Origin of the sequence: Collinsella aerofaciens (genome assembly GCF_040926265.1) — a bacterium.
GTDB classification, from domain to species: domain Bacteria; phylum Actinomycetota; class Coriobacteriia; order Coriobacteriales; family Coriobacteriaceae; genus Collinsella; species Collinsella aerofaciens_BB.
Genome location: NZ_JBCOIL010000024.1, coordinates 20,506 through 42,082, shown reverse-complemented (window position 1 = coordinate 42,082; position 21,577 = coordinate 20,506). Strand labels below are relative to the sequence as shown.

Annotated in this window: 18 protein-coding genes; 12 read left to right on the top strand and 6 right to left on the bottom strand. The window is 60.5% G+C overall.

All coding sequences use genetic code 11. The features are described 5' to 3' along the window. Positions 1 to 330 precede the first annotated feature (330 nt). Both AB5767_RS07845 and AB5767_RS07840 read left to right on the top strand, forming a co-directional pair. The gene (locus tag AB5767_RS07845) at positions 331 to 2,151 is read left to right on the top strand and encodes an adenine deaminase (protein WP_368131306.1); all 1,821 of its coding nucleotides are present in this window, start codon (positions 331 to 333) and stop codon (positions 2,149 to 2,151) included. A 198-nt stretch (positions 2,152 to 2,349) separates the two neighbouring features. Next, positions 2,350 to 3,144 (top strand): Cof-type HAD-IIB family hydrolase, encoded by a 795-nt coding sequence (locus tag AB5767_RS07840; RefSeq protein ID WP_148331862.1) that lies wholly within the window; start codon positions 2,350 to 2,352, stop codon positions 3,142 to 3,144. A gap of 139 nt (positions 3,145 to 3,283) precedes the next feature. Here AB5767_RS07840 and AB5767_RS07835 read toward each other — a convergent pair whose 3' ends face one another. The 6 genes from AB5767_RS07835 to AB5767_RS07810 form a co-directional block, all read right to left on the bottom strand. After that, complete coding sequence (locus AB5767_RS07835) at positions 3,284 to 4,126, bottom strand: Cof-type HAD-IIB family hydrolase (RefSeq protein ID WP_195920061.1); 843 nt, start codon at positions 4,124 to 4,126, stop codon at positions 3,284 to 3,286. 87 nt (positions 4,127 to 4,213) lie between these two features. Beyond that, positions 4,214 to 5,632: a citrate synthase gene (locus AB5767_RS07830; protein ID WP_148331859.1), complete on the bottom strand. Its 1,419-nt coding sequence runs from the start codon at positions 5,630 to 5,632 to the stop codon at positions 4,214 to 4,216. A 77-nt stretch (positions 5,633 to 5,709) separates the two neighbouring features. Continuing rightward, entirely contained in the window at positions 5,710 to 5,997 is a 288-nt protein-coding gene (locus tag AB5767_RS07825; protein ID WP_006235289.1) for an ACT domain-containing protein, read from the bottom strand. Between the two features lie 396 nt (positions 5,998 to 6,393). After that, positions 6,394 to 7,101, bottom strand: a complete 708-nt coding sequence (locus AB5767_RS07820) for a site-specific integrase (protein WP_227789884.1) — start codon at positions 7,099 to 7,101, stop codon at positions 6,394 to 6,396. Positions 7,102 to 7,119: 18 nt separating this feature from the next. Continuing rightward, positions 7,120 to 7,371 (bottom strand): helix-turn-helix domain-containing protein, encoded by a 252-nt coding sequence (locus tag AB5767_RS07815; protein ID WP_006235292.1) that lies wholly within the window; start codon positions 7,369 to 7,371, stop codon positions 7,120 to 7,122. Positions 7,372 to 7,380: 9 nt separating this feature from the next. Beyond that, the gene (locus AB5767_RS07810) at positions 7,381 to 7,893 is read right to left on the bottom strand and encodes a DUF2975 domain-containing protein (protein WP_006235293.1); all 513 of its coding nucleotides are present in this window, start codon (positions 7,891 to 7,893) and stop codon (positions 7,381 to 7,383) included. Between the two features lie 135 nt (positions 7,894 to 8,028). Between AB5767_RS07810 and AB5767_RS07805 the strand changes: the two genes are divergently transcribed. The 10 genes from AB5767_RS07805 (at position 8,029) to AB5767_RS07760 (ending at position 21,437) form a co-directional block, all read left to right on the top strand. Further along, the gene (locus AB5767_RS07805; RefSeq protein WP_349100652.1) at positions 8,029 to 10,251 is read left to right on the top strand and encodes a hypothetical protein; all 2,223 of its coding nucleotides are present in this window, start codon (positions 8,029 to 8,031) and stop codon (positions 10,249 to 10,251) included. 5 nt (positions 10,252 to 10,256) lie between these two features. Continuing rightward, the gene (locus tag AB5767_RS07800) at positions 10,257 to 10,997 is read left to right on the top strand and encodes an ABC transporter ATP-binding protein (protein WP_117769450.1); all 741 of its coding nucleotides are present in this window, start codon (positions 10,257 to 10,259) and stop codon (positions 10,995 to 10,997) included. 279 nt (positions 10,998 to 11,276) lie between these two features. After that, a complete protein-coding gene (locus AB5767_RS07795; protein ID WP_368131307.1) occupies positions 11,277 to 12,965 on the top strand; it encodes an ABC transporter ATP-binding protein in 1,689 nt (562 codons plus the stop codon). Between the two features lies 1 nt (position 12,966). Continuing rightward, on the top strand, positions 12,967 to 13,311 hold the full coding sequence (locus AB5767_RS07790; RefSeq protein ID WP_006235302.1) for a hypothetical protein: 345 nt from the start codon (positions 12,967 to 12,969) through the stop codon (positions 13,309 to 13,311). A gap of 367 nt (positions 13,312 to 13,678) precedes the next feature. Then, positions 13,679 to 14,104: a 50S ribosomal protein L31 gene (rpmE, locus tag AB5767_RS07785; protein ID WP_006235303.1), complete on the top strand. Its 426-nt coding sequence runs from the start codon at positions 13,679 to 13,681 to the stop codon at positions 14,102 to 14,104. Positions 14,105 to 14,444: 340 nt separating this feature from the next. After that, positions 14,445 to 17,252, top strand: coding sequence for a preprotein translocase subunit SecA (secA, locus tag AB5767_RS07780; protein WP_368132782.1), 2,808 nt, complete (start codon positions 14,445 to 14,447; stop codon positions 17,250 to 17,252). Next, positions 17,252 to 18,400 (top strand): peptide chain release factor 2, encoded by a 1,149-nt coding sequence (prfB, locus tag AB5767_RS07775; RefSeq protein ID WP_035137418.1) that lies wholly within the window; start codon positions 17,252 to 17,254, stop codon positions 18,398 to 18,400. The genes secA and prfB overlap by 1 nt, the downstream gene beginning before the upstream one ends. 165 nt (positions 18,401 to 18,565) lie before the next feature. Then, on the top strand, positions 18,566 to 19,456 hold the full coding sequence (locus AB5767_RS07770; RefSeq protein WP_368131310.1) for a YitT family protein: 891 nt from the start codon (positions 18,566 to 18,568) through the stop codon (positions 19,454 to 19,456). Positions 19,457 to 19,663: 207 nt separating this feature from the next. Continuing rightward, a complete protein-coding gene (locus AB5767_RS07765) occupies positions 19,664 to 20,494 on the top strand; it encodes a transketolase (RefSeq protein ID WP_035137416.1) in 831 nt (276 codons plus the stop codon). Between the two features lies 1 nt (position 20,495). Then, entirely contained in the window at positions 20,496 to 21,437 is a 942-nt protein-coding gene (locus AB5767_RS07760; protein WP_117769460.1) for a transketolase family protein, read from the top strand. Positions 21,438 to 21,577: the final 140 nt, after the last annotated feature.

Genomic DNA, 21,577 nt, shown 5'->3' with positions numbered 1-21,577 from the left:
CAATCTGACGTTCAACTTCAAGGGCGCGACCAGAAGGTCAGCGCCCTTTCGTTTCACGTCACCTTGTCTCAAATGCGACCCGCTCGCTGGCGATGCCAAAACATCGGCGCTTCCGTGGTTGGCACTTGGGGACGTTCCTTTTGTGCCGGCACTTTGGGACACTCCTTGTCATTGGTGCAAAGCAACCTCTCCTCATTGCACCAAGTGGCGTGTGCCGTTAAGCGGAGAGGCGTATTGTTGACCCATCGTTTGGGCATACAATGGCTATTGGTCTGCTGCGGTGAAGGTCTGTCCGCTCCGCAGCTTTTTTCTACGGTTAAAGGAGTATGTATGTCCGTTGAGGTCATGAGGTCTGTGATCGAGGCCGCCGAGGGCCGCGTGCCCGTCGACACGCTGTTTATCAATGCGCAGATTGTCGACGTGTATGGCCAGCGTGTGGCGCCCGGCAGCGTTGCCGTCAAGGACGGTGTGATCGTCGGCGTGCTCTACGATGGTCGCGACGATGCCGCCGGCACCTACGAGGCTGCCGAGGTCATTGACTGCCAGGGCCGCTATCTCGCCCCCGGCTTTATCGACGGACATCTGCACATTGAGTCCTCGAACATCCGTCCCGCCGAGTATGCGCGCATGGCGGCGACGCGCGGTACCACCACCGCCATTGCCGACAGCCACGAGATCGCCAACGTGGCGGGGCTCGACGGCCTGCGCTTTATGATCGAGGACGGTCGCCGCGCGCCCATTTCCATCAAGTACATGATGCCCTCATGCGTGCCCGCGCTGCCCGATGAGCAAGCGGGCGCTGTGATTACCGCTGCTGACATGCAGGCGTTTTTTGCCGAGCATCCGGGCGACGTTTTTGGCCTGGGCGAGATGATGAACCTGCCGGGCGTCTTTATGGCCGATCCCGAGACCTGCGCTCGCATCGATGCTGCCAACCAGACGCCGTCCAAGCAGGTCGACGGCCATGCGCCGCTCGTTGCCGGCAAGGACCTCAATGCCTATGCCGCGGCGGGTATTATTGCCGACCACGAGTCGACGATTCCCGAGGAGGCGCTCGACAAGCTGTCTCGCGGCATGTACGTGATGCTGCGCGAGGGTACGTGCAGCCATGATCTGGCCAACCTGTCGCCGATGCTGCTGGAGAATCCCGCGCGCGCCCGCCGCTGCTGCTTTGCGACTGACGACCGCGCTCCTTCCGATGCGCTTGCAACCGGCATGATCGACAATGCCTGCTGCGTGGCGATTGAGGCCGGTATCGACCCCGTGGTCGCTATCTCTATGGCGTCCCTCTCCACGGCCGAGGCGTTTGGCCTGGATCACGGCTGCCGCGACCCGCACGAGCTCCGCGGTGCGATTGCCCCGGGCAAGCGTGCCGACCTGCTGGTGCTCAATGACCTGACGTTTGCCACGGCTCCGCATCGTGTATATGCCGCCGGTGCCCTGGTGGCGCAGGACGGCACCTTTGTGGGCGAGATCGCACCCGAGATGGCCGAGGTTGCGGCCCTTGCCGATGAGCTGCGCGCCTCCGTTAAGCTGCCGAAGCTTTCGCTCGACGTATTCGACTATGCCTTTAAGCCGGGCGAGGCCGTGATTGACGTGGTGCCGGGCAAGGCCATCACGGGCATGGTTCGTCCCGAGAGCGCCGAGGGCCTGCGCCGTATTATGCTGATCGAGCGCCACGGCCGCGGCGTGTCGCTGCAGGCCGAGGGCGCCGACGGTGACGGCCCCGCTGGCCTGGGACTCGTTGGCAAGCATATCGGCCGCGGCTGGGTGCGCGGCTTTACCATCACGGGTGGTGCCATCGCCTCGACGATCGGACACGACTCGCACAACGTGTGCGTCGTGGGCGACAACGCCGCCGATATGATGGCCGCCGTTGATGCCGTGGGCCAGGGCGGTCACGTGCTGGTGCGCAACGGCGAGGTCGTGGCGCGCATTCCGCTGGCGCTCGGTGGCCTGATGAGCGAGGGCACGGCCGAGGACGTTGCCGCGCAGCACGACGACTTTATGGTCAAGGCGCGTGCCATGGGCATCGAGCCGCCGCTCGACCCCATCATGGGCATCATTTTCCTGCCCCTGCCGGTGATCCCGACGCTCCGCATCCGCCCCGAGGGCATGTTCGACGTCACGACCTTCACCTACGCCGACTAGTCATCGGGGACGTTCTTAAACGACTAGTCGTCGGGGTGGCGTGTCGCCTGACGCCGCGACCGTGAGACCTCTGGCATGTGTGAGCTATTTGCTAGGTCCTTGTAACGTTTACGCCCGCAGAGTCTTATTTGAGCTCCCTTTGGGTACGTTGGAATTGGATATACGTCCGATTCCATCAAGCCCGAAGGGAGCTTTTCTATGTTTAAACTGATTGCATCCGATATGGACGGCACGTTGCTTGACGAAAACGGCCAGGTGCCTCCCGAGACCTACGAACTGATTCTGGCGCTACACGAGCATGGCGTGCATTTCGCCGCATCGTCAGGCCGTCGTTACGACCGCCTGTGCGAGTTCTTTGCACCTGTTCGCGACAAGATGGACTTTGTCGCCGCTAACGGCGCCCAGGTCTACGCCGACGGTAAGATGGTAGACCGCGAGGTGTATTCGCACCTGGCGATTCGAAGGCTCGCCCAGGCCGTCGCGACGTTTCCCAATCTGCATCTTGCACTTTTTGACCGAACCAAGTCCTTCTTGCTCGATGACGAGTGCAAGTTCGTGCGTGAGGTCGATAAGGACCTTCCCAATGCCGAGCGCATTTGGGAGCTGCCCGATCCCAGCGTAAATATCATCAAGGCGAGTATCTTTTGCGATGACGGTGCCGTTATGGACAGCGCTTACGTACTACAGCGCGAACTCGGTCAGCTCTTTACTTTTGCGCCTTCGGGCAACGCGTGGATCGATGCCATGCAGCCCGGCGTGTCGAAGGCCTCGGGCATCGCACAGCTCATGGAGCACTATGGAGTCGAACGCGACGAGGTTATGGCGTTTGGCGACTCGATGAACGACTACGAGATCATTCGCTTTGTCGGTACGGGCTGCGCGATGGAAAACGCGCGCCCCGCGCTCAAGGCAGTGGCCGATCGCGTGGTGGGTTGTAATCGCGACCACGCCGTCCAGCAGGAGCTCCGTCGCGTGCTGGAGAGTCTCGCTTAATCCGGCAGATGGGGACGTTCCTTTTCTGCCGGCAGTGGGGGGCAGTCCTTGCAGCTTTTTCGCGAAGACTGTCCCCAACGACTAGTCATTCAAGAACGTCCCCAATGACTGTTTTAGCTACCCTGCCGGGTTGCTGCTGCTAGGCGAGAGCGGCCATGATGGTGCGGGCGACGCCGTCGTGGTCGTTGTCGTATTCGGTGATGGCGTCGGCGGCCTCGCGGTCCTCGGGCTCGGCGTTGATCATGGCCATGCCGTGGCCCGCTGCCTGCAGCATGGGGATGTCGTTGATGTTGTCGCCGAACGCCCAAGCGTCGGCGAGACGCTCGCCCAGGTGCTCGCAGAGCCACGTGAGGGCCGTTCCCTTGGTGGCGCCCTCGCCCATGACCTCGATATTCATGGCGTACGAACGCGTGACTTCAATGCCTCCGAGCGTGTCGAGTTCCGCCGCGATGGCGTCGCGATCAGCCGGGTTGTGCCAGTACATGGCGATGCGCTCGAGCGTCTCGACCTCGTCGATCTTGCTGTCGATATCCATGTCGATCGGTGTTCGTGTGCGCTTGAGCGAAGCCGCGATGTGGGGGTCGCCGCCGCAGAATTCGTCCAGGCGCGTGTAGAGCGAGCGGGGGAGGAAGCACTGCCCATCCGCGAAGATATCGAAGGTCACATCGTGGCCGGCGGCGATGCGATGGATGCGATGGGCAATGCCGCAATCGAGCGGACGGCTCAAGATGCACGTGGCGCGCGAGGCGTCGGTGGGCACATCGTCGTCGAGCTGCCAGACGCTGGCGCCATTGGCGCAAACGGCATAGTGCACGGCGGTATGGGCGAGGATGGGCTCAAAGATGCCCGACAGCGGACGTCCCGTGCAGGGCACAAATTCAATCCCGCGTCGAGCGAGCTCGTCGAGCATCGCCCAGGTGGCATCGCTCATCTGCTTATCGCTCGTCAACAGCGTTCCATCCATATCGGAAAACACAATCATTTGATGCAGCCCTTTCTGCTGGCATAAAAAGCGTGGCCGAGGGCGATGATGCCCTGGCCACGCTCGGGTTCTATAACGGTCCGCGTCCTAGCGATCGGCGAGCGGCTTGTACTCCAGCGGCTCGATAACCGGGCGATACGCGGGGCGAATAATGCGGTGCGCGCAGAAGAGCTCTTCCATGCGGTGTGCCGACCAGCCGGCCATGCGGGCGACGGCGAATAGCGGCGTAAAAAGCGTCTCGGGTACGCCGAGCATCTTGTAGATAAAGCCCGTGTACAGGTCGATGTTGGCACAGATGGGCTTGGTCATGCCGTGGTCGCGCATCACCTGCGGTGCCAGGCGCTCGATGCGCTCGATGAGCGCGAACTCCTCGCCCAGGTCCTTCTTGGCGGCAAGCGTGCGCGCGTAACGGCGGCAGACCTCGGCGCGCGGGTCGCTCAGCGTGTAGACGGCGTGGCCCATACCGTAGATGAGACCCGTGCCGTCGAAGGCCTGCTTGTCGAGGATCTTGCCCAGGTAGGCTGCGACCTCGTCCTCGTCCTCCCAATTGGAGACGTGCGCACGGATGTCCTCGTGCATGGACACGACCTTGGCGTTGGCGCCGCCGTGGCGCGGGCCCTTGAGTGAGCCGATAGCCGCGGCGTAGGCGGAATACGGGTCGGTGGCCGAGGAGGACAGCACGCGGCAGGCAAACGTGGAGTTGTTGCCGCCTCCGTGTTCGGCATGCAGCATGAGCATCACGTCGAGCAGCATGGCTTCGTCGCGGGTGAATGCCATGCCGCCGCGCAACACCTGCAGGATGGTCTCGGCGGTGGAGAGACCGGGTGTGGGGTGCGGTACATGAACCTCGGAGCCGCGGCGCTTGGCGACCGAGGCCATATGCGCGAAGGCGGCGATGCGGGGGAGACGGGCGAGCATGGAGATGGCGACGTCGATTTCGTGCTCGGGCGTAATGGCGTCGGGCTCGGCGTCGAAGGCGTAGAGCAGCAGCACGGCGCGCTGAAGCACATTCATGATGCTCGACGACACCGTGGTCATGGGGAACTCTTTGACGTACTCATCGCTCAGGTGCCTAAAAGCGCCCAGACGTCCGCAAAAACCGTCGAGCTCCTCTTTGTTGGGCAGCGAGCCCGTGATGAGCAGGTAGGCGACCTCTTCGTAGCCATAGCGATTCTCGGCCTGGGCGTTGTTGACCAGGTCCTCGATGCTGTAGCCGCGCAGCGTAAGCTTGCCCTGGTCGGGCACGACTTTGCCGTCGACCTTGTTGTAGCCGTGCACGTCCGAGATGCGGGTAAGGCCCGCGACCACGCCCGAGCCATCGGCATTGCGCAGGCCGCGCTTGACGTTATGCTCTACGAACAGGCCCTCGTCGTACGGGGCGGTCGGCAGGCCGTGGTAGAGGTTTTCGCTTTCGGGCGAAATCTGACGGCTCGCCTCGTAATCCAGAACCAGGCGGCTCAGGTGATCGTCGAAGCGGTAGTAGATTTTCTTGGCGTCGTAGGCCATGCGCGCTCCTCTCCGGTCCGCTTTGGGGCCGCGCGCTTGGACGATATGACGTCAAGCTGCCCCGAGCGGCTTGTTCGCTACAGGCGGTACATAAAGTTAAAGACGTCCTCGCGCTGGATGGACACGTTGACGCCCGAAAGCTCGCCGGCCTCGGCCAGGGCCTTCTGCAGCTCGGCGAAGTCGAGCTTGGACTCGGCGGTGTCGGCCAGCATGGTCATGGTAAAGATGTCCTCGATAATGGACTGCGTAATGTCGCGGATGTCGACGTTGGCCTCGCCCAGAACACGGGTGACGCCGGCGACGATACCGGGGCGGTTCTTGCCAAGGACGGTGATGACGATACGGGAGGACGAGATCTCGGCCATGGGAAACCCTTTCGCGTGATTGCGGCGCGCGCGGGGCGCTCCGCTACGGTACAGTGTTCATCATTGTACCTGTCTGGCGCAAAAAAGGCGCGCTCGCTGCGGCGTTACATGCCTGCAACATGAGCGTAAGGGGGAAGGCCGTACGGGGAAGAGCCGTCTGGCGCGTGTCCGGCTCGTGTTGGGTTGATTTCCGATCTCAGCCGAACACATTGAGCGGACAGGCCGTTCCCGCAGTCAGCCGAACGCCTCCGACGGCTGATTCCGAACTGGAAGCGGAGGGCATCCCCGCCCTTCGGTAGGGGATACCGCTCCGTGGCGCATGCCGCGGGCGGCGCCCCTATCGGACCACCGTGACCTCAGTTGGGATGGGCCCAGCACTGCCGCGTACTCGGTGAGCTAGAGCCAACTGTTCGTCTTCACGTCGCGTATGGCGATATTTCGGTCGTCCGGCTCGGTGATGCCGTAGCCGAACGCCTGGAGCGTCTCGATGGACTCCTGGATCCTCTGTTGGAACATGGGACCCGGATCGACCCTCGGCCCGAGGTGCCCGCGCCAAAGGCACGGCGTGGCGCGCAGCATGTTATGGATTTTGGAGATGGGCTCGATGTCGGCGTAGACGTTGAGCGTCGCCATGGCGTCCTTGTGGCCGAGGATCGATTGGAGCGCCTTGATATCGCCGCCTTGGCGGATCCACTGCGTTGCGAACGTGTGGCAAAGGCCGTGGAACGTGATCAGCTCGTCGTTGGTGCCCATGAGGCCGTTGGTCTCCGAGAACGTCTTGAACGCCCTGCGGATATAGCTTGTCGTCGCGAAGGTCGCGCCCGGCTCCGACAGGATGTAGCAGTCCCCGATCTCGACCGCCCCGGTAAGGCCGCGCAAGCGCAGCTTTCCGCAGTCGATCTCGTGGGTCTCCTTCAGGAAGGGGAGTAGGCCGACCGGGTCGATGGGGATACCCCTGGCGTCATGGGTCTTGGTGTCCTTGATAAACGAACCCATTCCCTTCGCGTACGCCACCGAGTGTCTGATCGAGATCAGGCCCGTCTCGAAATCCACATCGCACCACCGAAGGCCGCAGACCTCGCCGATTCGCATCCCCGTGTGCAGGGCGAGTACGACCGCCCTCTAATCCTCGGCGGACCAATCGAGTCCGAACTCCTTTCGGGCATCCTCTTCGCTCATGACTTCGAGAAGGTCTCCGGGTTGGCAACGAAGGGCGAGGCATAGCTGCTCGAGTGTGTTGAAGCGAATGCCGCGAATATGCCCTTTTTTAATACGGGACAGGTTCACGGGCGTGGTTCCAATCCTTTCGGCAAGTTCGTTCGAGGAAATCTTTCGCTCGGCCATGATCTTGTCGAGGCGAACAATTACGGGCATGGCGTTTCCTTACGCAATCTCGTCGGAGTCGAGGTATAGCTCTCGGGCGTACAAGAAGAGCTGGGAAAGCATGAACAGGACGATGCCGAGAACCAGAGAGGTCCAATCGAATGATGAAGCGATCTCTTGGGCGCCGACGGCCCCCTCGCCGCCAAACATCGAAACGGAGGTTTTGAGTGAGCCGGCGTAGAGGCTGGTGGCAGCTTGAACAACGAAGAGAATGCCGAGCACCTTCAAGCATGTCGCAGACCCTTTCTTGAAGGGGTCTCCGCTCTTGATCGTCCACACGAGAACGGCGCTGAGGATGGTCGTAGCGATACCGATGACGGCAGGGACCAATGTCGAGATCGCAAGGGCTGGATACGCGGGGGAGTCTGCAATTACAGGGTTGTCGAGCACTTCGATTGCTGGCTTTAAGGAGAACGCCACTTGTGCGATGGCGGTGGCGCAAAGGGTCGCAGAGGCTATCGCACATGCGATGCGGAAGGAATGAAGCCGGGGAGTGCGATTGTCGGAACTCATAATAACCTCCGAAGAATTTAAAAAACTCAGGTTACTTTTTAACAGTTTATGTTAAATTGACTTTGCCGGCAAGTAATAAGGGCCGAGCATTTTGTTCGGCCCCTCTGTTCCGACTGGATGAGGTTAAGGTTGGCGATGAATATGCTCAAAATCTCGAAGGCGATCTTTAGGTCGCTTCTCTCCTCCAGGTCGCTCTGTGTTGTCGTTGTTGCGTTGATGGTTCTTTGTGCTCTGCCCGTCTTCAGGAGCGCGGCTGGCATCGACGGACGGGTCGAATACCTCGAGTCGGGAATAACCCGTGTTGAGCAGGAATTGTCAGCATCCTATGCGGATGCGCTTGTGAATGCGGGGGAGGACGGTGTCTATACCTCTTCATCAAGCATGCCCGCGCTTCTGTACCCTCTTGCCGCGGGACGTCTTATCTTGGCACCGCTCTCTCCCCTACTTCCGTTTCTGCAGATATCGGATGGAGAGTACACCTATTATGACGGATCGAAGGAGTACTTGCTATGGGTCGCAACGGCCGTTGCCGTCTCGTTCCTTGCCGCGCGTCTTAACAAACGTGAAAAGCTCATCATCCAGGCACCGATGGGCGAGCTGGGTAGACTTGTTGCATCGAGCGTATGGGCGAGTGTTTTTGCAATGCTTGCCGTCCTCGCCATCAATCTTCCAGGGATAATCGCCGCGCTTGTGAAGAATGGCCCGGGCTCGCCGTTCTATCCGATAGGCTACATTCAATATGCGACTCCGGTTATCAAACCGGCTTGGCTGGTGTTCGCGCAGACGGCCATCTTGCAATTCTTGGTGGCAGCGTTCATCTCGCTTGTCGTTCACCTTGCCGTGAAGATTGCCAATAACCCTACGCTTGGAATCGTGTTCGTATGTGCCCTGATGGGGGTGACGATGGTTCCCGGGTATTACGGAAGATCCATCGCTTTACGTGAGTTCGCCCTGTTGAATCCCCTTACGTATGCGAACACTGAGTTGACCGTCGGCGCCTATAGCCCGTACCCGACAACGCAGATAGTGAATCTACCTGGACTTTGCTTCGAGCGTGGCGCGATTGCCCTCGTATGCGCAATCGGGATCGAGGTGCTGGCAATTAGCCTGCTTTGCGTTGCTGGAAAGAGCGGCTGCGCGTGCCCGATATCCCCGATTTGTCTTGAGAGAGGTTCCTTCACTGCATCGAGAACGGCAACTCGTTCGAGCGCTTGTGCCTCCGCCGTTGCATACGTAAGAACGATGGGGAAACTGCTCCTGCGTTCTCCTACCCTCGCCGTATGCGCGATTGCAATGTCGACGACGATGCTGGCCCCGGCTCTGGTCGAGATGTTTCCTGACGCTGATAACGTTTCCGCTGTTCGGTATAGGGATGGGGAGCTCCGTTCAATAGATCGGTATCTAGAGCAGAACGCTGCGAATATGGACGTCGAGGGCAAAGCGGCCCTGGAAGACATGCGGGATGCTCTTTCGGGTTTCGTGTACGCGCCTATGCCTGCGGAGGGGTTTCGAAGCCTTGCGACGTACGAGCGCGCTCGAGGTGAGCTGGGCGCGGCAGATGCGACTCTCCTGCAATCGATCGGAATCGAGCCGGAGACTCCTTCTCGTGCGGAGGCGCGCGCCCTTCTGCTTGAGTCGATCGCGAGCTTGCCGGACCCCAAGGTTTACGAGTTAAGTACGAAGATGCCCCCATTAATCCTCCTTTCGTATCTCCAGGCAGCGCTTCCCTCCTTATTTTTGCTGTTGCCCGTGGTTGTCACATCGCTCGCGTGCACCCACCTGCAGTGTCGTTCCCTTCTGGTTCTCCAGATCCCCGCAACAGCGCATGTGCGTTTTCTGACGGCTGTTGCGCTGGCTCTCCTGCTTGGCTTGGTGCTGCTTTTGGTGTCGATGGTTCCCGCTGTCGTTGTGTCCGTGATTAAGAACGGTGCGGGTGGATCGGAGTATCCCGTCGCTCTCATTCGGGCGGGAGCTTCGACAACGTCCACGGTGGGGGAGGCGGTGTTGTGCAGTATTCCGTTGCTGGTCATGGCATACGGCGTGATTTCCGTCGTCGCTGCGTTGACAGCAGCGATTAGCCGCAACCCCGTTGTCACCGGAATGGTTTGCGCGGTTCTCTTGGTGTTGGGTTCGTTGAGCGCTCATGTTGAAAGCGTGGGCATGGGCGTCGCGCTGCTGGCTCCATTCGCCTCGTTTGATCCCGCTTCCCAGGTGGGGACGATTGGGTTCCTTGGGCGAGGGACGAACGCGATGCCTTTTGGAGAGGTCGTCGGCGCATCGGGCGCTCTGCTGGTGGTCTTGGGCGCCGTATCTCCGTTGATGGTGCGCCTGAGTGTTCCAAAGATCGAAAGGGGATGATCTCGATGATTGACCTTCAAACGCTGACGATCTCTTATGGAAAGAAGGTGCTCGTAGATTCGGTGAACGCTGAGTTTGCCCCGGGTACGGTCTACGGTCTCGTCGCTCCGAACGGGCATGGAAAGACGACGTTGCTGCGTGCGATGGCAGGTTTGCCGGGTCCTCGCGTGGACGGGAGCATCGTTCTGGATGAGGTGCAGGGTACGGGTGCGAGAGAGGTCCGTTCTATGATCTTCTATGCACCTGGTGAGGGGACGCTGCTGTATCCCGGATTGCGTGCGGAAGATCACCTCAAGATGGTTTGCGATATGTGGCCGCATGCTCGCGATATCGAAGAGATAGTGGAACAAACGCAGATAGGCGAGTTCGCGAAGATGAGGATCCGCACTCTGAGCCAGGGCATGAAGCAGCAGCTTACCCTGGCGATTGCGTATGCGACGGGCGCGCGGTACCTTCTATTAGATGAGCCCATGAACGCGCTCGACCCCAGCAGGGTGGACTTGCATTCCGAGATTCTCAGGAAGCTGGCCGATTCTGGTACGTGCATCATCATGTCATCCCACATCTTGGATTCGGTCGATAGGCTGTGCGATGAGATTCTGTTTTTGAAGGATGGGAGGCTCATTAGAAGCATTCCGCAAGATGATGCTGCGCCGAAGTCTCCTGGATCCCATTTCGCAAAGCCTGCCGGACGCGCCGAGGGTGCGCTAAGCACGTATCGGCGACTCTACGAAAAGGGCGGGTAGAAATGCAAGTTAAAAATCTATGTGGTCAATATAATACCGTTGAACCCGCGTATCGATACCGTTCAGCCATTCGCCTCGCCCCCATCTTACGCATCTTCATCCGGTCTGTTACTTTTAATCTAACAATTCTTTGAGGAACGTAGGTGCTTCCAAATGTACTGTCGACTTCTTCTCAAACTAATCCTAAGAGACAAGGCCGTATGGATCTCTACGCTCGTTCTTGCTGTAGTCTTCTCCATTCCCATTGCGTTCAATTCACCCATCTACGGGCCCTTCTTTATGAAGCAGGGCATGCAGGGCTTTGTCGACGCATTCAATACGCGCGCGCCCCAGGCCAGCGGCACAGACCTATCGCCAGAGCAGCAAGATGACGCTGAGCTTGCAAGATACGCGAACGCCGCCCTCGCCGCTCAAACCGACGCCGCCTTTCTCGACTCTGCCGAGAGCTACTACGCGCTCATGGACGAGGGCTTCCAATCCGGGTCCATCGTGGGGGACCAGGAGACCAATGACGCAGAGCTCGCATATTGCCGCGCTCTGAGCAGCTCCGGCATCGCGGATATCCCGGCCTCCGCAAACGACCTGCCGTTCCTCTCCTTCCTGCCCTACGCCATTGCCCAGGCGCCGTCCTTCCTTCCCTTCATCCCCTTCCTTCTCTCGTCGATACTCGTGCTCGGCGCCACAAGGCCCGGGACCCTGGCGGCAAAGGCGCCCGTGCCCAAATTCCGGCGCCTTATCCAAACCGTGTTTTCGATAATTGGCGCGGGGACCGCGATGCTCCTCGCCGGCCTTGCGCCCGGGAGTATTTACGCCTTGGCCCTAAACGGCTTCGGGCAGATCGGGTACCCGATCGCCTTCTTCCATAACGGCGCGCTCACTACCACGACCGCGGGAAACGTCTTCACGACCATACTTCTCGCGCTGCTCGCGGGCGGAACCTTGATATCCGTTTGTTCCGTCGTCCTATCGACCGCAACGAGGCGCGTCTTCGCGGGCCCCCTTGCCTCCGCGCTGCTTGTCGCGGCCCCGGCATTCCCGTTACTGTCCGATTCGGCACTGGAGCATAATGCCGCGCTCAATCTCCTGCCGCTGGCCGTGTTCTCGCCTATCGAGGCAACGGGTTACGTGGGATGCTTCCCGACGGAATTCATTGGCTCCGGTTCAGGCAGCGCATCGATGCTTGCCGTGGCCCTGATATACGTCGCGGTCCTTTTTGCGGTCGGCGCCGTTGCGGCACGTTCGCCCAAACAGGCTGGACCCGCTAAAAAGCACCATGGGCTCGAGCTTCTAGACGCGAGCGTGGGATACGGGAGTACGACGATACTTTCAATCGGATCGCTTTTCCTGAGCCCGGGAACGGCAGCGGGCCTCGTTGCTCCCAACGGCTCGGGGAAAACCACCCTTCTTGAAGCGCTGTCGGGCCAATTTCCCACCCGCATCCGCTCGGGAAGCCTGGCGGCAGACGGAATCTGCCAACGTCGATCAGCCGAATTTGCAGAACTCGTCTACCTGAGCTCTTCGGGCAGCGCGGATCTCTATCCCACGCTATCGGCCATCGAGCACCTCTCTTTCGTTAGGGAGGCGTGGAAATCGGCCGCCGACATCGACTCGCTCTGCGACTCCCTCGGAATCTCCCCATACCTCGACAAGCCGACCCGTAAACTCTCGACAGGAATGAAGCAGCAGGTAAAGCTTGCCATGGCGATAGCGACCGATTGCCCGTACCTCATCCTCGATGAACCGCTGAACGGCCTCGATCCGGGAAAGCGGAAAACCTCCTGCGACGCGATGCGCAGCGAGGTGGCGCGGGGACGAAGCGTGCTCATTTCAAGCCATCTGCTCGACGACCTGGCAGACCTCACCAACTCGTTCTACTTCATCGAGGCCGGCACGCTCGTGGAAAAGATCAAGTCGTCCTCGCAGACGCTCAAGCAGGAATACCTCGATACATACGAGCGAGGTGAATGACATGAAACTATTTGAACAGCTGAAGTCCAATGCGTCGCGCATGGCTGTCTACGCCATCCTCGTGGCAACGGCTTTATGCGGAATCGCGGCACCCGTCTATGCGCTCAACGGGGAGAAAGGCGATGTCGAACCCGCGTACATGGCTTCGACGGTTAAGGACCGGTACAAAGCCTTCTCTGGAGACACGTTTTACGTAGCAGAGTACGACACGACCTACCGTCAGCTTCGCTACAACAAGGGCTACGACTATCTAGGCGCAGAGGCAATCAGCTATACGTCGGGTTGGTACCGCTCCAACTATGGACACATAACCCAGTTCAAGTGTAACTACCGTGTGTACAACTAAAGCAACCGGCCGGGACGAGGGGTGACGCAAAAGCGTCGCCCCTCGTTTTTAACCATGTCAACTTAACCTAGTTCAGTTTGGTTGATTTCCGATCTCAGCCGAACACATTGAGCGGAAAGGCCGTTCCCGCAGTCAGTCGAACGTCCCCGGGGCCCTTCTCAGGCCCCGGGGACGGCATTTTCCCAGTTGAAGGAACGGTGGAGATGTGTTTCGATGGGTCAGATTCGTGTCGTTCCGAAAAGACCGTGAACCTTTTGTGGGACACGCGGCGCCGTGGTACCATAGCCGAGTTTGTTGTCTTGGTCGGAAACCAAGACGCCTTATGCGCTGATCGGTAACCAGCGCCTGACCAATAAGGAGTCCTACCATGAAGCAGGGTATCCATCCCCAGTATGTCGAGTGCACGGTGACGTGCTCCTGCGGCAACACCTTCAAGACGCACGCTACCGTGTCCGAGATGAAGGTCGAGCTTTGCAACGAGTGCCACCCGTTCTACACCGGCCAGCAGAAGTTCGTCGACACCGGTGGACGCGTCCAGCGCTTCGCCGACAAGTTCGGTGGCGCCGCTGCCGCCCAGCTCAAGAAGGCTGAGGAGGCCAAGGCTGCCAAGGCCGCCAAGGCTGCTGAGGCCGAGGCTGCTCGCAAGGCCGCCGCTGAGGCTAAGGCTGCCGAGAAGGCTAAGCGTGCCGCTAAGTTCGCCGAGGAGGCTGCCAAGCAGGCCGCCGAGGCTCCCGCAGAGGCTCCCGTCGAGGAGGCCGCTGCCGAGGCCGAGACCACCGAGGCTGCTGAGTAAATAGCTCGCCGAGCAAACACTCGCATTCATGGCTAAAGGGCCGCGTATCCATTTGGGTACGCGGCCCTTTTCTTTTATTGGTGCAAACGAGCCTGCCCCCATTGCACCAGATTGGTGCGAAGGGGACGGGTTAGCTTGCGCCAAATTGCAGAGTGGCAGCGTTTTCCCAGATAAAACCTGCCAAAATAAACCTGTCCCTTTTTGGCAGGTTGGTCGTAGTTATTACGTGGCGGTCGAGGTCGACCGTATAGGCCGCGTCCTGTTTGGCTAAAGTACATTTATCTGTGTTTAACTCGCCCGAGGCTGCATGGCGTGGGCGATGGCCAAAAAGGAAAACCACATGGGATTCATGTCAAAGCTGCTGTCCTTTGGATCCGATAAGGACCTTAAGCGCTACTACAAGATCGTCGACCAGATCAACGGTCTTGAGCCCCAGTTTGAGAAGATGACCGAGGAGGAACTCCGCGCCCAGACCGATAAGTTCCGTGAGCGTTACGCCAACGGCGAGTCGCTCGACGACATGCTCCCCGAGGCCTTTGCCACCGTGCGTGAGGCTTCCAAGCGCACCATGGGTATGCGCCACTTTGACGTGCAGCTCATTGGCGCCATGGCACTGCACGAGGGCCACATCGCCGAGATGAAGACCGGCGAAGGTAAGACCCTCGTCTCCACGTTGGCCGGCTATCTCAACGCTATTGCCGGCAAGGGCGTGCACGTCGTTACTGTCAATGATTACCTTGCCAAGCGTGACTCCGAGTGGATGGGCCGCATCTATAAGTACCTGGGTATGACCGTCGGTCTGCTCCAGAACAACATGCCGCTCGAGCTCAAGCGCCCGGCCTACCAGGCCGACGTCACCTACGGCACCAATTCCGAGTTCGGCTTTGATTACCTGCGCGACAACATGGTTACCCGTCCCGAGCAGCGCGTGCAGCGCGGCCACAACTACGCCATCGTCGACGAGGTTGACTCCATCCTGATCGATGAGGCCCGCACCCCGCTGATCATCTCGGGCGCTGGCACCAAGTCCGCCAGTACCTACAAGGACTTCGCGCGTGCCGTGCGTGGCCTTGAGCGCGGCGAGGACGTGTCGCACGACATGCTTACCGCCACCGAGGACGTTGAACCCACGGGCGACTACGTCATGGACGAGGCCAAGCACACCATCGCCGCCACCGAGCGCGGTCTTAAGAAGATCGAGCGCCGCCTGGGTATCGATGACATCTATGCCGATCTCTCCGGCCAGCTTGTCAACCACCTGCAGCAGGCGCTGAAGGCCCAGTACATGTTCCACCGCGACAAGCAGTACGTGGTCACCAACGGCGAGGTTAAGATCGTCGACGAGTTCACCGGCCGCATCATGGAAGGCCGCCGCTACTCCGAGGGCCTGCATCAGGCCATCGAGGCCAAAGAGGGCGTGCTCGTGCGCGAGGAGAACCAGACCCTGGCCACCATCACCCTGCAGAACTACTTCCGCCTGTATGACAAGCTCTCCGGCATGACCGGTACGGCACTCACCGAGGATGCCGAGTTCCGCGAGATCTACAAGCTGCCCGTCGAGGTCATCCCCTCCAACAAGCCCGTTCAGCGTGTTGACCACGAGGACCTGGTGTACCGCACCATCCAGGCCAAGTACAACGCCGTTGCCGACGACGTCGAGCGACGTCACGCCAAGGGCCAGCCGGTCCTGGTGGGCACCGTCTCCATCGAAAGCTCCGAGAAGCTGTCGGCCGCCCTTACCAAGCGCGGCATCGCGCACGAGGTCCTCAACGCCAAGCACCATGAACGCGAGGCCCACATCGTTGCCCAGGCCGGACGCTACGGCGCCGTGACCATCGCCACCAACATGGCCGGTCGTGGTACCGACATCCTGCTGGGCGGCAACCCCGACGAGCTGGTGCGCGAGCGCCTGGAGTACGAGGGCCTGACCATGGAGGACGTGACGCCCGAGCAGCTCGAGCAGTTTAACGCCGAGGCCAAGGAGACCTGCAAGGCCGAGCGCGAGCGCGTGCTTGCCGCCGGCGGCCTGACCGTTATCGGAACCGAGCGCCACGAGTCCCGTCGTATCGACAACCAGCTGCGCGGCCGCTCCGGTCGTCAGGGCGATCCGGGCGAGACCCAGTTCTACCTGTCGCTCGAGGACGACCTCATGCGCCTGTTCGGCGGCGACAAGATGGACCGCGTCTCCAAGATGATGGTCACGGCCGACATGGGCGACGACATGCCCATCCAGCACAAGATCATCTCCAAGGCCGTCGAGAGCGCCCAGCACAAGGTCGAGAGCATCAACTTCTCCATGCGTAAGAGCGTCCTTGAGTACGACGACGTCATGAACAAGCAGCGCCAGGTCATCTACGCCGAGCGCAATAAGATTCTGGACGGCAAGGACCTGACCGACCACATCACCGAGGTCATGCACGACACCGTGTACCGCTGCGTGCAGGAGTTCTGTACCAAGGACAGCCACGATGGCGAGCGCGATCTTGAGGGCTTGCGCAAGTGGGTCGTGGAGCTGACCGGGCATATCGATACGCCCAAGTTCCCCGACGAGGACTTTGAGGCCCTGGCTGCCGATGTCCTGGCCTACGTCGAGAAGTGCTACAACACAAAGGCCGAGCGTCTGGGCGAGGACCTGATGCGCGAGCTCAACACCCAGGTTATGCTGCGCGTCATCGACACCCGCTGGATGAACTACCTGCAGGAGATGGACTACATTAAGACCGGTATCGGCCTGCGCGGCTTTGGCCAGCGCGACCCGCTGGTCGAGTACAAGACCGAGGCCTACAGCGCGTTCCAGATGCTCGTCGACACCATGTACGAGGATTACCTGCGCACCGTCCTGCGCATCGAGATCAAGGCCGCCCCGCACGCCGTGGAGCACAAGGAGGACCCCGCGCTCGAGGGTGCGCGCTTCTCCGGCCCCGCCGATGTCGATGGTGACAACGGCGACTCGGTGCTGCGCAAGCAGGCGCAGGTGCAGGCCCGCACGGCTGTCCAGGGTGGTCCGGCTGCTGTCAACAACGGTGGCAAGGTGACCACCTACCGCAAGTCCGAGAGCGACGATCCGTACGTCAACGTGGGCCGCAACGACCCGTGCCCCTGCGGTAGCGGCAAGAAGTTTAAGTACTGCCACGGCAGGAATCGTTAATGGCTGAGGCTTTAGAGGTAACGCCCGCCGAGCTGGACGCGTTTGCGGACCGGCTCGGCGAGGTCGAGTCGTATCTTCATTTGGACGAGAAGCGTACCCGCGTGTCCGAGCTCGAGGCCAAAAGTGTTGCCCCTGGCTTTTGGGATGACGCCGACGCCGCCCGTGCCACCATGGAGGAGATTGCGCGCACCAAGGAAGATATCGCTGCCGTGGACACCGCGCGCGGCGAGCTTTCCGACGCCCGTGCGGCGCTGGAGCTTGCCGAGGAGATGGGGGATGACCCCGACGCCGCTGCCCTTCGTGAGGAGGCTGCGGCTACGGCAGAGCGCCTGGCCCGGGCCATCGATGAGCTTGAGCTTTCGAGCTGGTTTACCGGTGAGTTCGATCACGGCGATGCCATTGTGACCATCAAGCCCGGACAGGGTGGTCTGGAGGCCCAGGACTGGACCTTCATGCTCTTTAAGATGTACATGAAGTACTGCCAGCGTCGCGGCTGGAAGGTCACCATCAACGACTGTCCCGCAGCCGAGGTCATCGGCATCGACCGCGCGACCTTTACCGTCGAGGGCAAGGACGCATTTGGCATGCTGCGCGCCGAGGCCGGCGTCCACCGCTTGGTTCGCATTAGCCCCACCGACGACAAGAAGCGCCGCCAGACCACGTTTGCCGGCGTCGAGGTCATCCCCGTGCTACCCGATGATATCGACATCGAGATCAGTCCCGATGACATCCGCGTGGACGTGTACCACGCGAGCGGCCCGGGCGGTCAGGGCGTCAACACCACCGACTCCGCCGTGCGCGTGACGCATTTCCCCAGCGGCATTGTGGTCACCTGCCAAAACGAGCGCAGCCAGATCCAGAACAAGGCCGCGTGCATGCAGATCCTCAAGGCTCGCCTGTACGAGATTGAGCTCGAGAAGCGTGCCGAGGCGCTCGATGAGATTCGCGGACCCAAGACCACGATTGGTTTTGGCAACCAGATCCGCAGCTACGTGCTCTACCCGTACCAGATGGTCAAGGACCTACGCACGGGCGTGGAGACCAGCAATGTCGAGGCCGTTCTTGACGATGGCGACCTGGACCCGTTTGTTATTGGCTACCATCGCTGGGCCACCGGCAACGCCGATGCAGAAGGCTCGGAGGTCTAAAACATCGGGCGGCTTCAAACCGATGCTAAGCCCAACGGTTGGACGGGTTTGTATCCAGAATAAACCCTGCGCAGGGGTGGTTTTTGTCCGGCGAATCGGTAGAATCGAATACAAGAAGAAGTTCAAAGCGCATCCGTTTGGGTGCGCTTTTTTGAGGGAGGCAGCATGGCATATCGTCTGGACATCAAGCGCATTCTTTCGATGAACTTCTTTCACGACCTGCCCCAGATCATGTTGGGGTGTGCCTTGGCCGCCATCGCGACCGACCTGTTTTTGATTCCCAATGGTCTTGCCGCCGGTGGCGTTACGGGCCTTGCCACCATTATCCAGGCGGTCGGCGCGGCGCGAGGCGTGTCGCTTCCCGTCGGTATCCAGACCATCGTGATGAACGCCTTGCTGCTGCTGGTCGTTATGCGCGAGGGCGGCATGTTCTACGTGGTGCAGACCGCGACGGGCTTTGTGCTGCTGGGCTTCTTTACCGATCTGTTCGCCCCGTCTGTAGCACCTCTGGCGGATGCGGACCTGATGCTTCCCGCCATGTGGGGCGGCATTATTACGGGCATCGGTTACGGCATGGTGTTGCGTGCCGGCGCCAACACCGGCGGCTCGGACACGATTGGCCAAATCATTTCGCGTAACACCTCGCTGCCGGTGGGCTCGACCGTCATGGCAATCGACGTTGCCGTGTGTGCGCTGTCGGCTCCGGTCTTTTCAATCGAAAACGCACTATATGCAGGCCTTTCGATGGTCATTAGCGGCTATGTGATCGATGCCGTGGTCGATGGCGGCAACAAACGCCGTATGGTACTCATCATCTCGGATAAGTTCCCTGATATCGCTGCCGATATCATGTATGGCCTGGGTCGTGGTTGTACCAAGTTTAAGGCGACTGGCATGTATTCGGGTGCCGAGAAGCCGGTGATTATGGTCATCGTGAGCCGTCGAGAGCTCAATACCCTCAAGACGATCGTGCGCGAGCGCGATCCTCACGCCATTGTGACGGTCGCTGACGTTACGGAAGCCTTCGGCGAGGGATTCAAGGACATTAGCGCGTAGGGTCGACTGCGTTCCATCCAAAAGACGTTCACATTGATAAACCGTTTCATCAGCGGTTCTGCCTGCTAAATTGTTCAAATAATGATAAAAACTCTGGTAAAGCCATCAGTTTCCAGCATAATGAATGACGTACGTGCATTGCGGCTGTGTTGGGATTACCTTCGGTGCCGTGCGCATTTTGTCTAATGAGGATGAAAGGAAGGCACAATGAGCGACGAAGAGCTCAAAAAGGTTGCCAACGAGGTAAGGAAGGGCATCGTCACCGGCGTGCACGCTGCCAAGTCCGGCCATCCGGGCGGTTCGCTCGGCGCTGCCGACATCATGACCTATCTGTACTTTGAGGAAATGAACGTCGACCCGGCCGATCCCCGCAAGGCCGATCGCGACCGTTTTGTGCTCTCCAAGGGCCATTGCGCTCCGGGCCTGTACGCCGTGCTCGCCGAGCGTGGGTTCTTCCCCAAGGAGGATCTCGAGACGCTGCGCCATATCGGCAGCCACCTGCAGGGTCATCCCAACATGAACGACACCCCGGGCGTCGACATGTCCACCGGCTCGCTCGGCCAGGGTATCTCCGCCGCCGTGGGTATGGCCGTTGCCGCCAAGCACTGGGGCGATACTTACCGCACGTACGCCCTGCTGGGCGATGGCGAGAGCGAGGAGGGCCAGGTCTGGGAGGCCGCCATGTTTGCCGGCAACCAGCAGCTCGATAACCTCTGCGTGATCGTCGACCACAACGGCCTGCAGATCGACGGCCCCGTCGAGGAGGTCAACGACCCCATGCCGCTCGCCGACAAGTTCCGCGCGTTCAAGTTCCACGTGGTGGAGCTCGCCGACGGCAACGACTTCGACCAGATCCGCGCCGCCTTTGCCGAGGCTCGCGCCACCAAGGGGCAGCCGACCGCCATTATCGCCGAGACCCTGAAGGGCAAGGGCGTGTCCTTTATGGAGAACCAGGTTGGTTGGCACGGCAAGGCCCCCAACGATGAACAGTTTGAGCAGGCCATGGCAGAGCTCACGGCCGCCGGAGAGGAGCTCTAGGATGGCAGACGTCAAAAAAATCGCCACGCGCGTAAGCTACGGCGAGGCCCTCGTCGAGCTCGCCAACGAGCACGATGACTTTGTGGTCCTCGACGCCGACCTGGCCGCCGCCACGCAGACCGGCAAGTTCAAGGCCGCCTGCCCCGACCGCTTCTTCGACGTGGGTATCGCCGAGAGCAACCTGATGGGCGTCGCCGCCGGTATCGCGACCACCGGCCGCGTTGCCTTCGCGAGCACCTTTGCCATGTTCGCAGCCGGCCGCGCTTTTGAGCAGGTCCGCAACTCCATCGGCTACCCGCACCTCAACGTTAAGATTGGTGCCACGCACGCCGGTATCTCGGTGGGCGAGGATGGTGCCACGCACCAGTGCTGCGAGGATATCGCCCTCATGCGCGTCATCCCCGGCATGACTGTGATCGTTCCTGCCGACGACGTCGAGGCCCGCGCCGTGACGCGCGCCGCCTACGAGTGCGACGGTCCGGTGTACATGCGCTTCGCTCGTTTGGCCTCGCCGGTTATCAACGACCCCGAGACCTACAACTTCGAGTTGGGTAAGGGCATTGTCATGCGCGAGGGCGCCGACGTCACCATCATCGCCTGCGGCCTGATGGTCGGCGAGGCTCTCGAGGCCGCCGAGCAGCTCGCTGCCGAGGGCATCGACGCCGAGGTCATCAACATGCACACCATCAAGCCCATCGATGCCGACCTGATCGTCAAGAGCGCCACCAAGACCGGCCACGTCGTGACCGTCGAGGAGCATTCTGTAATCGGTGGCCTGGGCAGCGCCGTTGCCGACGTCCTGTGCGAGCAGTGCCCGACGCCCCTCAAGAAGATCGGCGTCAACGACACCTTTGGCGAGTCCGGCCCGGGTGCCGAGCTCTTGCACAAGTATGGCCTGGACGCCGCCAACATCGTGGCGACCACCAAGGAGTTCTTGGCATAAGGCAAGGCGGATCTCAAGGACTGCTTCGCCAGAACTATGGAAACCCGGCAGGGGCGCTCTCTTGGAGAGCGCCCCTGTTTCAGTTGCGGTGAAATAGGGACTGATTAGACCTTTTAACTGGTAAAACAGTCCCTATTTCA

Excerpts from the sequence above, each read along its gene's own strand:
- AB5767_RS07835 (WP_195920061.1), bottom strand. The coding sequence starts at position 4,126 with ATGATTGTGTTTTCCGATATGGATGGAACGCTGTTGACGAGCGATAAG.
- AB5767_RS07805 (WP_349100652.1), top strand. The coding sequence starts at position 8,029 with ATGAATATGCTCAAAATCTCGAAGGCGATCTTTAGGTCGCTTCTCTCC.
- AB5767_RS07840 (WP_148331862.1), top strand. The coding sequence starts at position 2,350 with ATGTTTAAACTGATTGCATCCGATATGGACGGCACGTTGCTTGACGAA.
- AB5767_RS07845 (WP_368131306.1), top strand. The coding sequence starts at position 331 with ATGTCCGTTGAGGTCATGAGGTCTGTGATCGAGGCCGCCGAGGGCCGC.
- rpmE (WP_006235303.1), top strand. The coding sequence starts at position 13,679 with ATGAAGCAGGGTATCCATCCCCAGTATGTCGAGTGCACGGTGACGTGC.
- secA (WP_368132782.1), top strand. The coding sequence starts at position 14,445 with ATGGGATTCATGTCAAAGCTGCTGTCCTTTGGATCCGATAAGGACCTT.
- AB5767_RS07770 (WP_368131310.1), top strand. The coding sequence starts at position 18,566 with ATGGCATATCGTCTGGACATCAAGCGCATTCTTTCGATGAACTTCTTT.
- AB5767_RS07815 (WP_006235292.1), bottom strand. The coding sequence starts at position 7,371 with ATGCCCGTAATTGTTCGCCTCGACAAGATCATGGCCGAGCGAAAGATT.
- AB5767_RS07825 (WP_006235289.1), bottom strand. The coding sequence starts at position 5,997 with ATGGCCGAGATCTCGTCCTCCCGTATCGTCATCACCGTCCTTGGCAAG.
- prfB (WP_035137418.1), top strand. The coding sequence starts at position 17,252 with ATGGCTGAGGCTTTAGAGGTAACGCCCGCCGAGCTGGACGCGTTTGCG.
- AB5767_RS07765 (WP_035137416.1), top strand. The coding sequence starts at position 19,664 with ATGAGCGACGAAGAGCTCAAAAAGGTTGCCAACGAGGTAAGGAAGGGC.
- AB5767_RS07795 (WP_368131307.1), top strand. The coding sequence starts at position 11,277 with ATGAAGCAGGGCATGCAGGGCTTTGTCGACGCATTCAATACGCGCGCG.
- AB5767_RS07810 (WP_006235293.1), bottom strand. The coding sequence starts at position 7,893 with ATGAGTTCCGACAATCGCACTCCCCGGCTTCATTCCTTCCGCATCGCA.
- AB5767_RS07790 (WP_006235302.1), top strand. The coding sequence starts at position 12,967 with ATGAAACTATTTGAACAGCTGAAGTCCAATGCGTCGCGCATGGCTGTC.
- AB5767_RS07830 (WP_148331859.1), bottom strand. The coding sequence starts at position 5,632 with ATGGCCTACGACGCCAAGAAAATCTACTACCGCTTCGACGATCACCTG.
- AB5767_RS07800 (WP_117769450.1), top strand. The coding sequence starts at position 10,257 with ATGATTGACCTTCAAACGCTGACGATCTCTTATGGAAAGAAGGTGCTC.
- AB5767_RS07760 (WP_117769460.1), top strand. The coding sequence starts at position 20,496 with ATGGCAGACGTCAAAAAAATCGCCACGCGCGTAAGCTACGGCGAGGCC.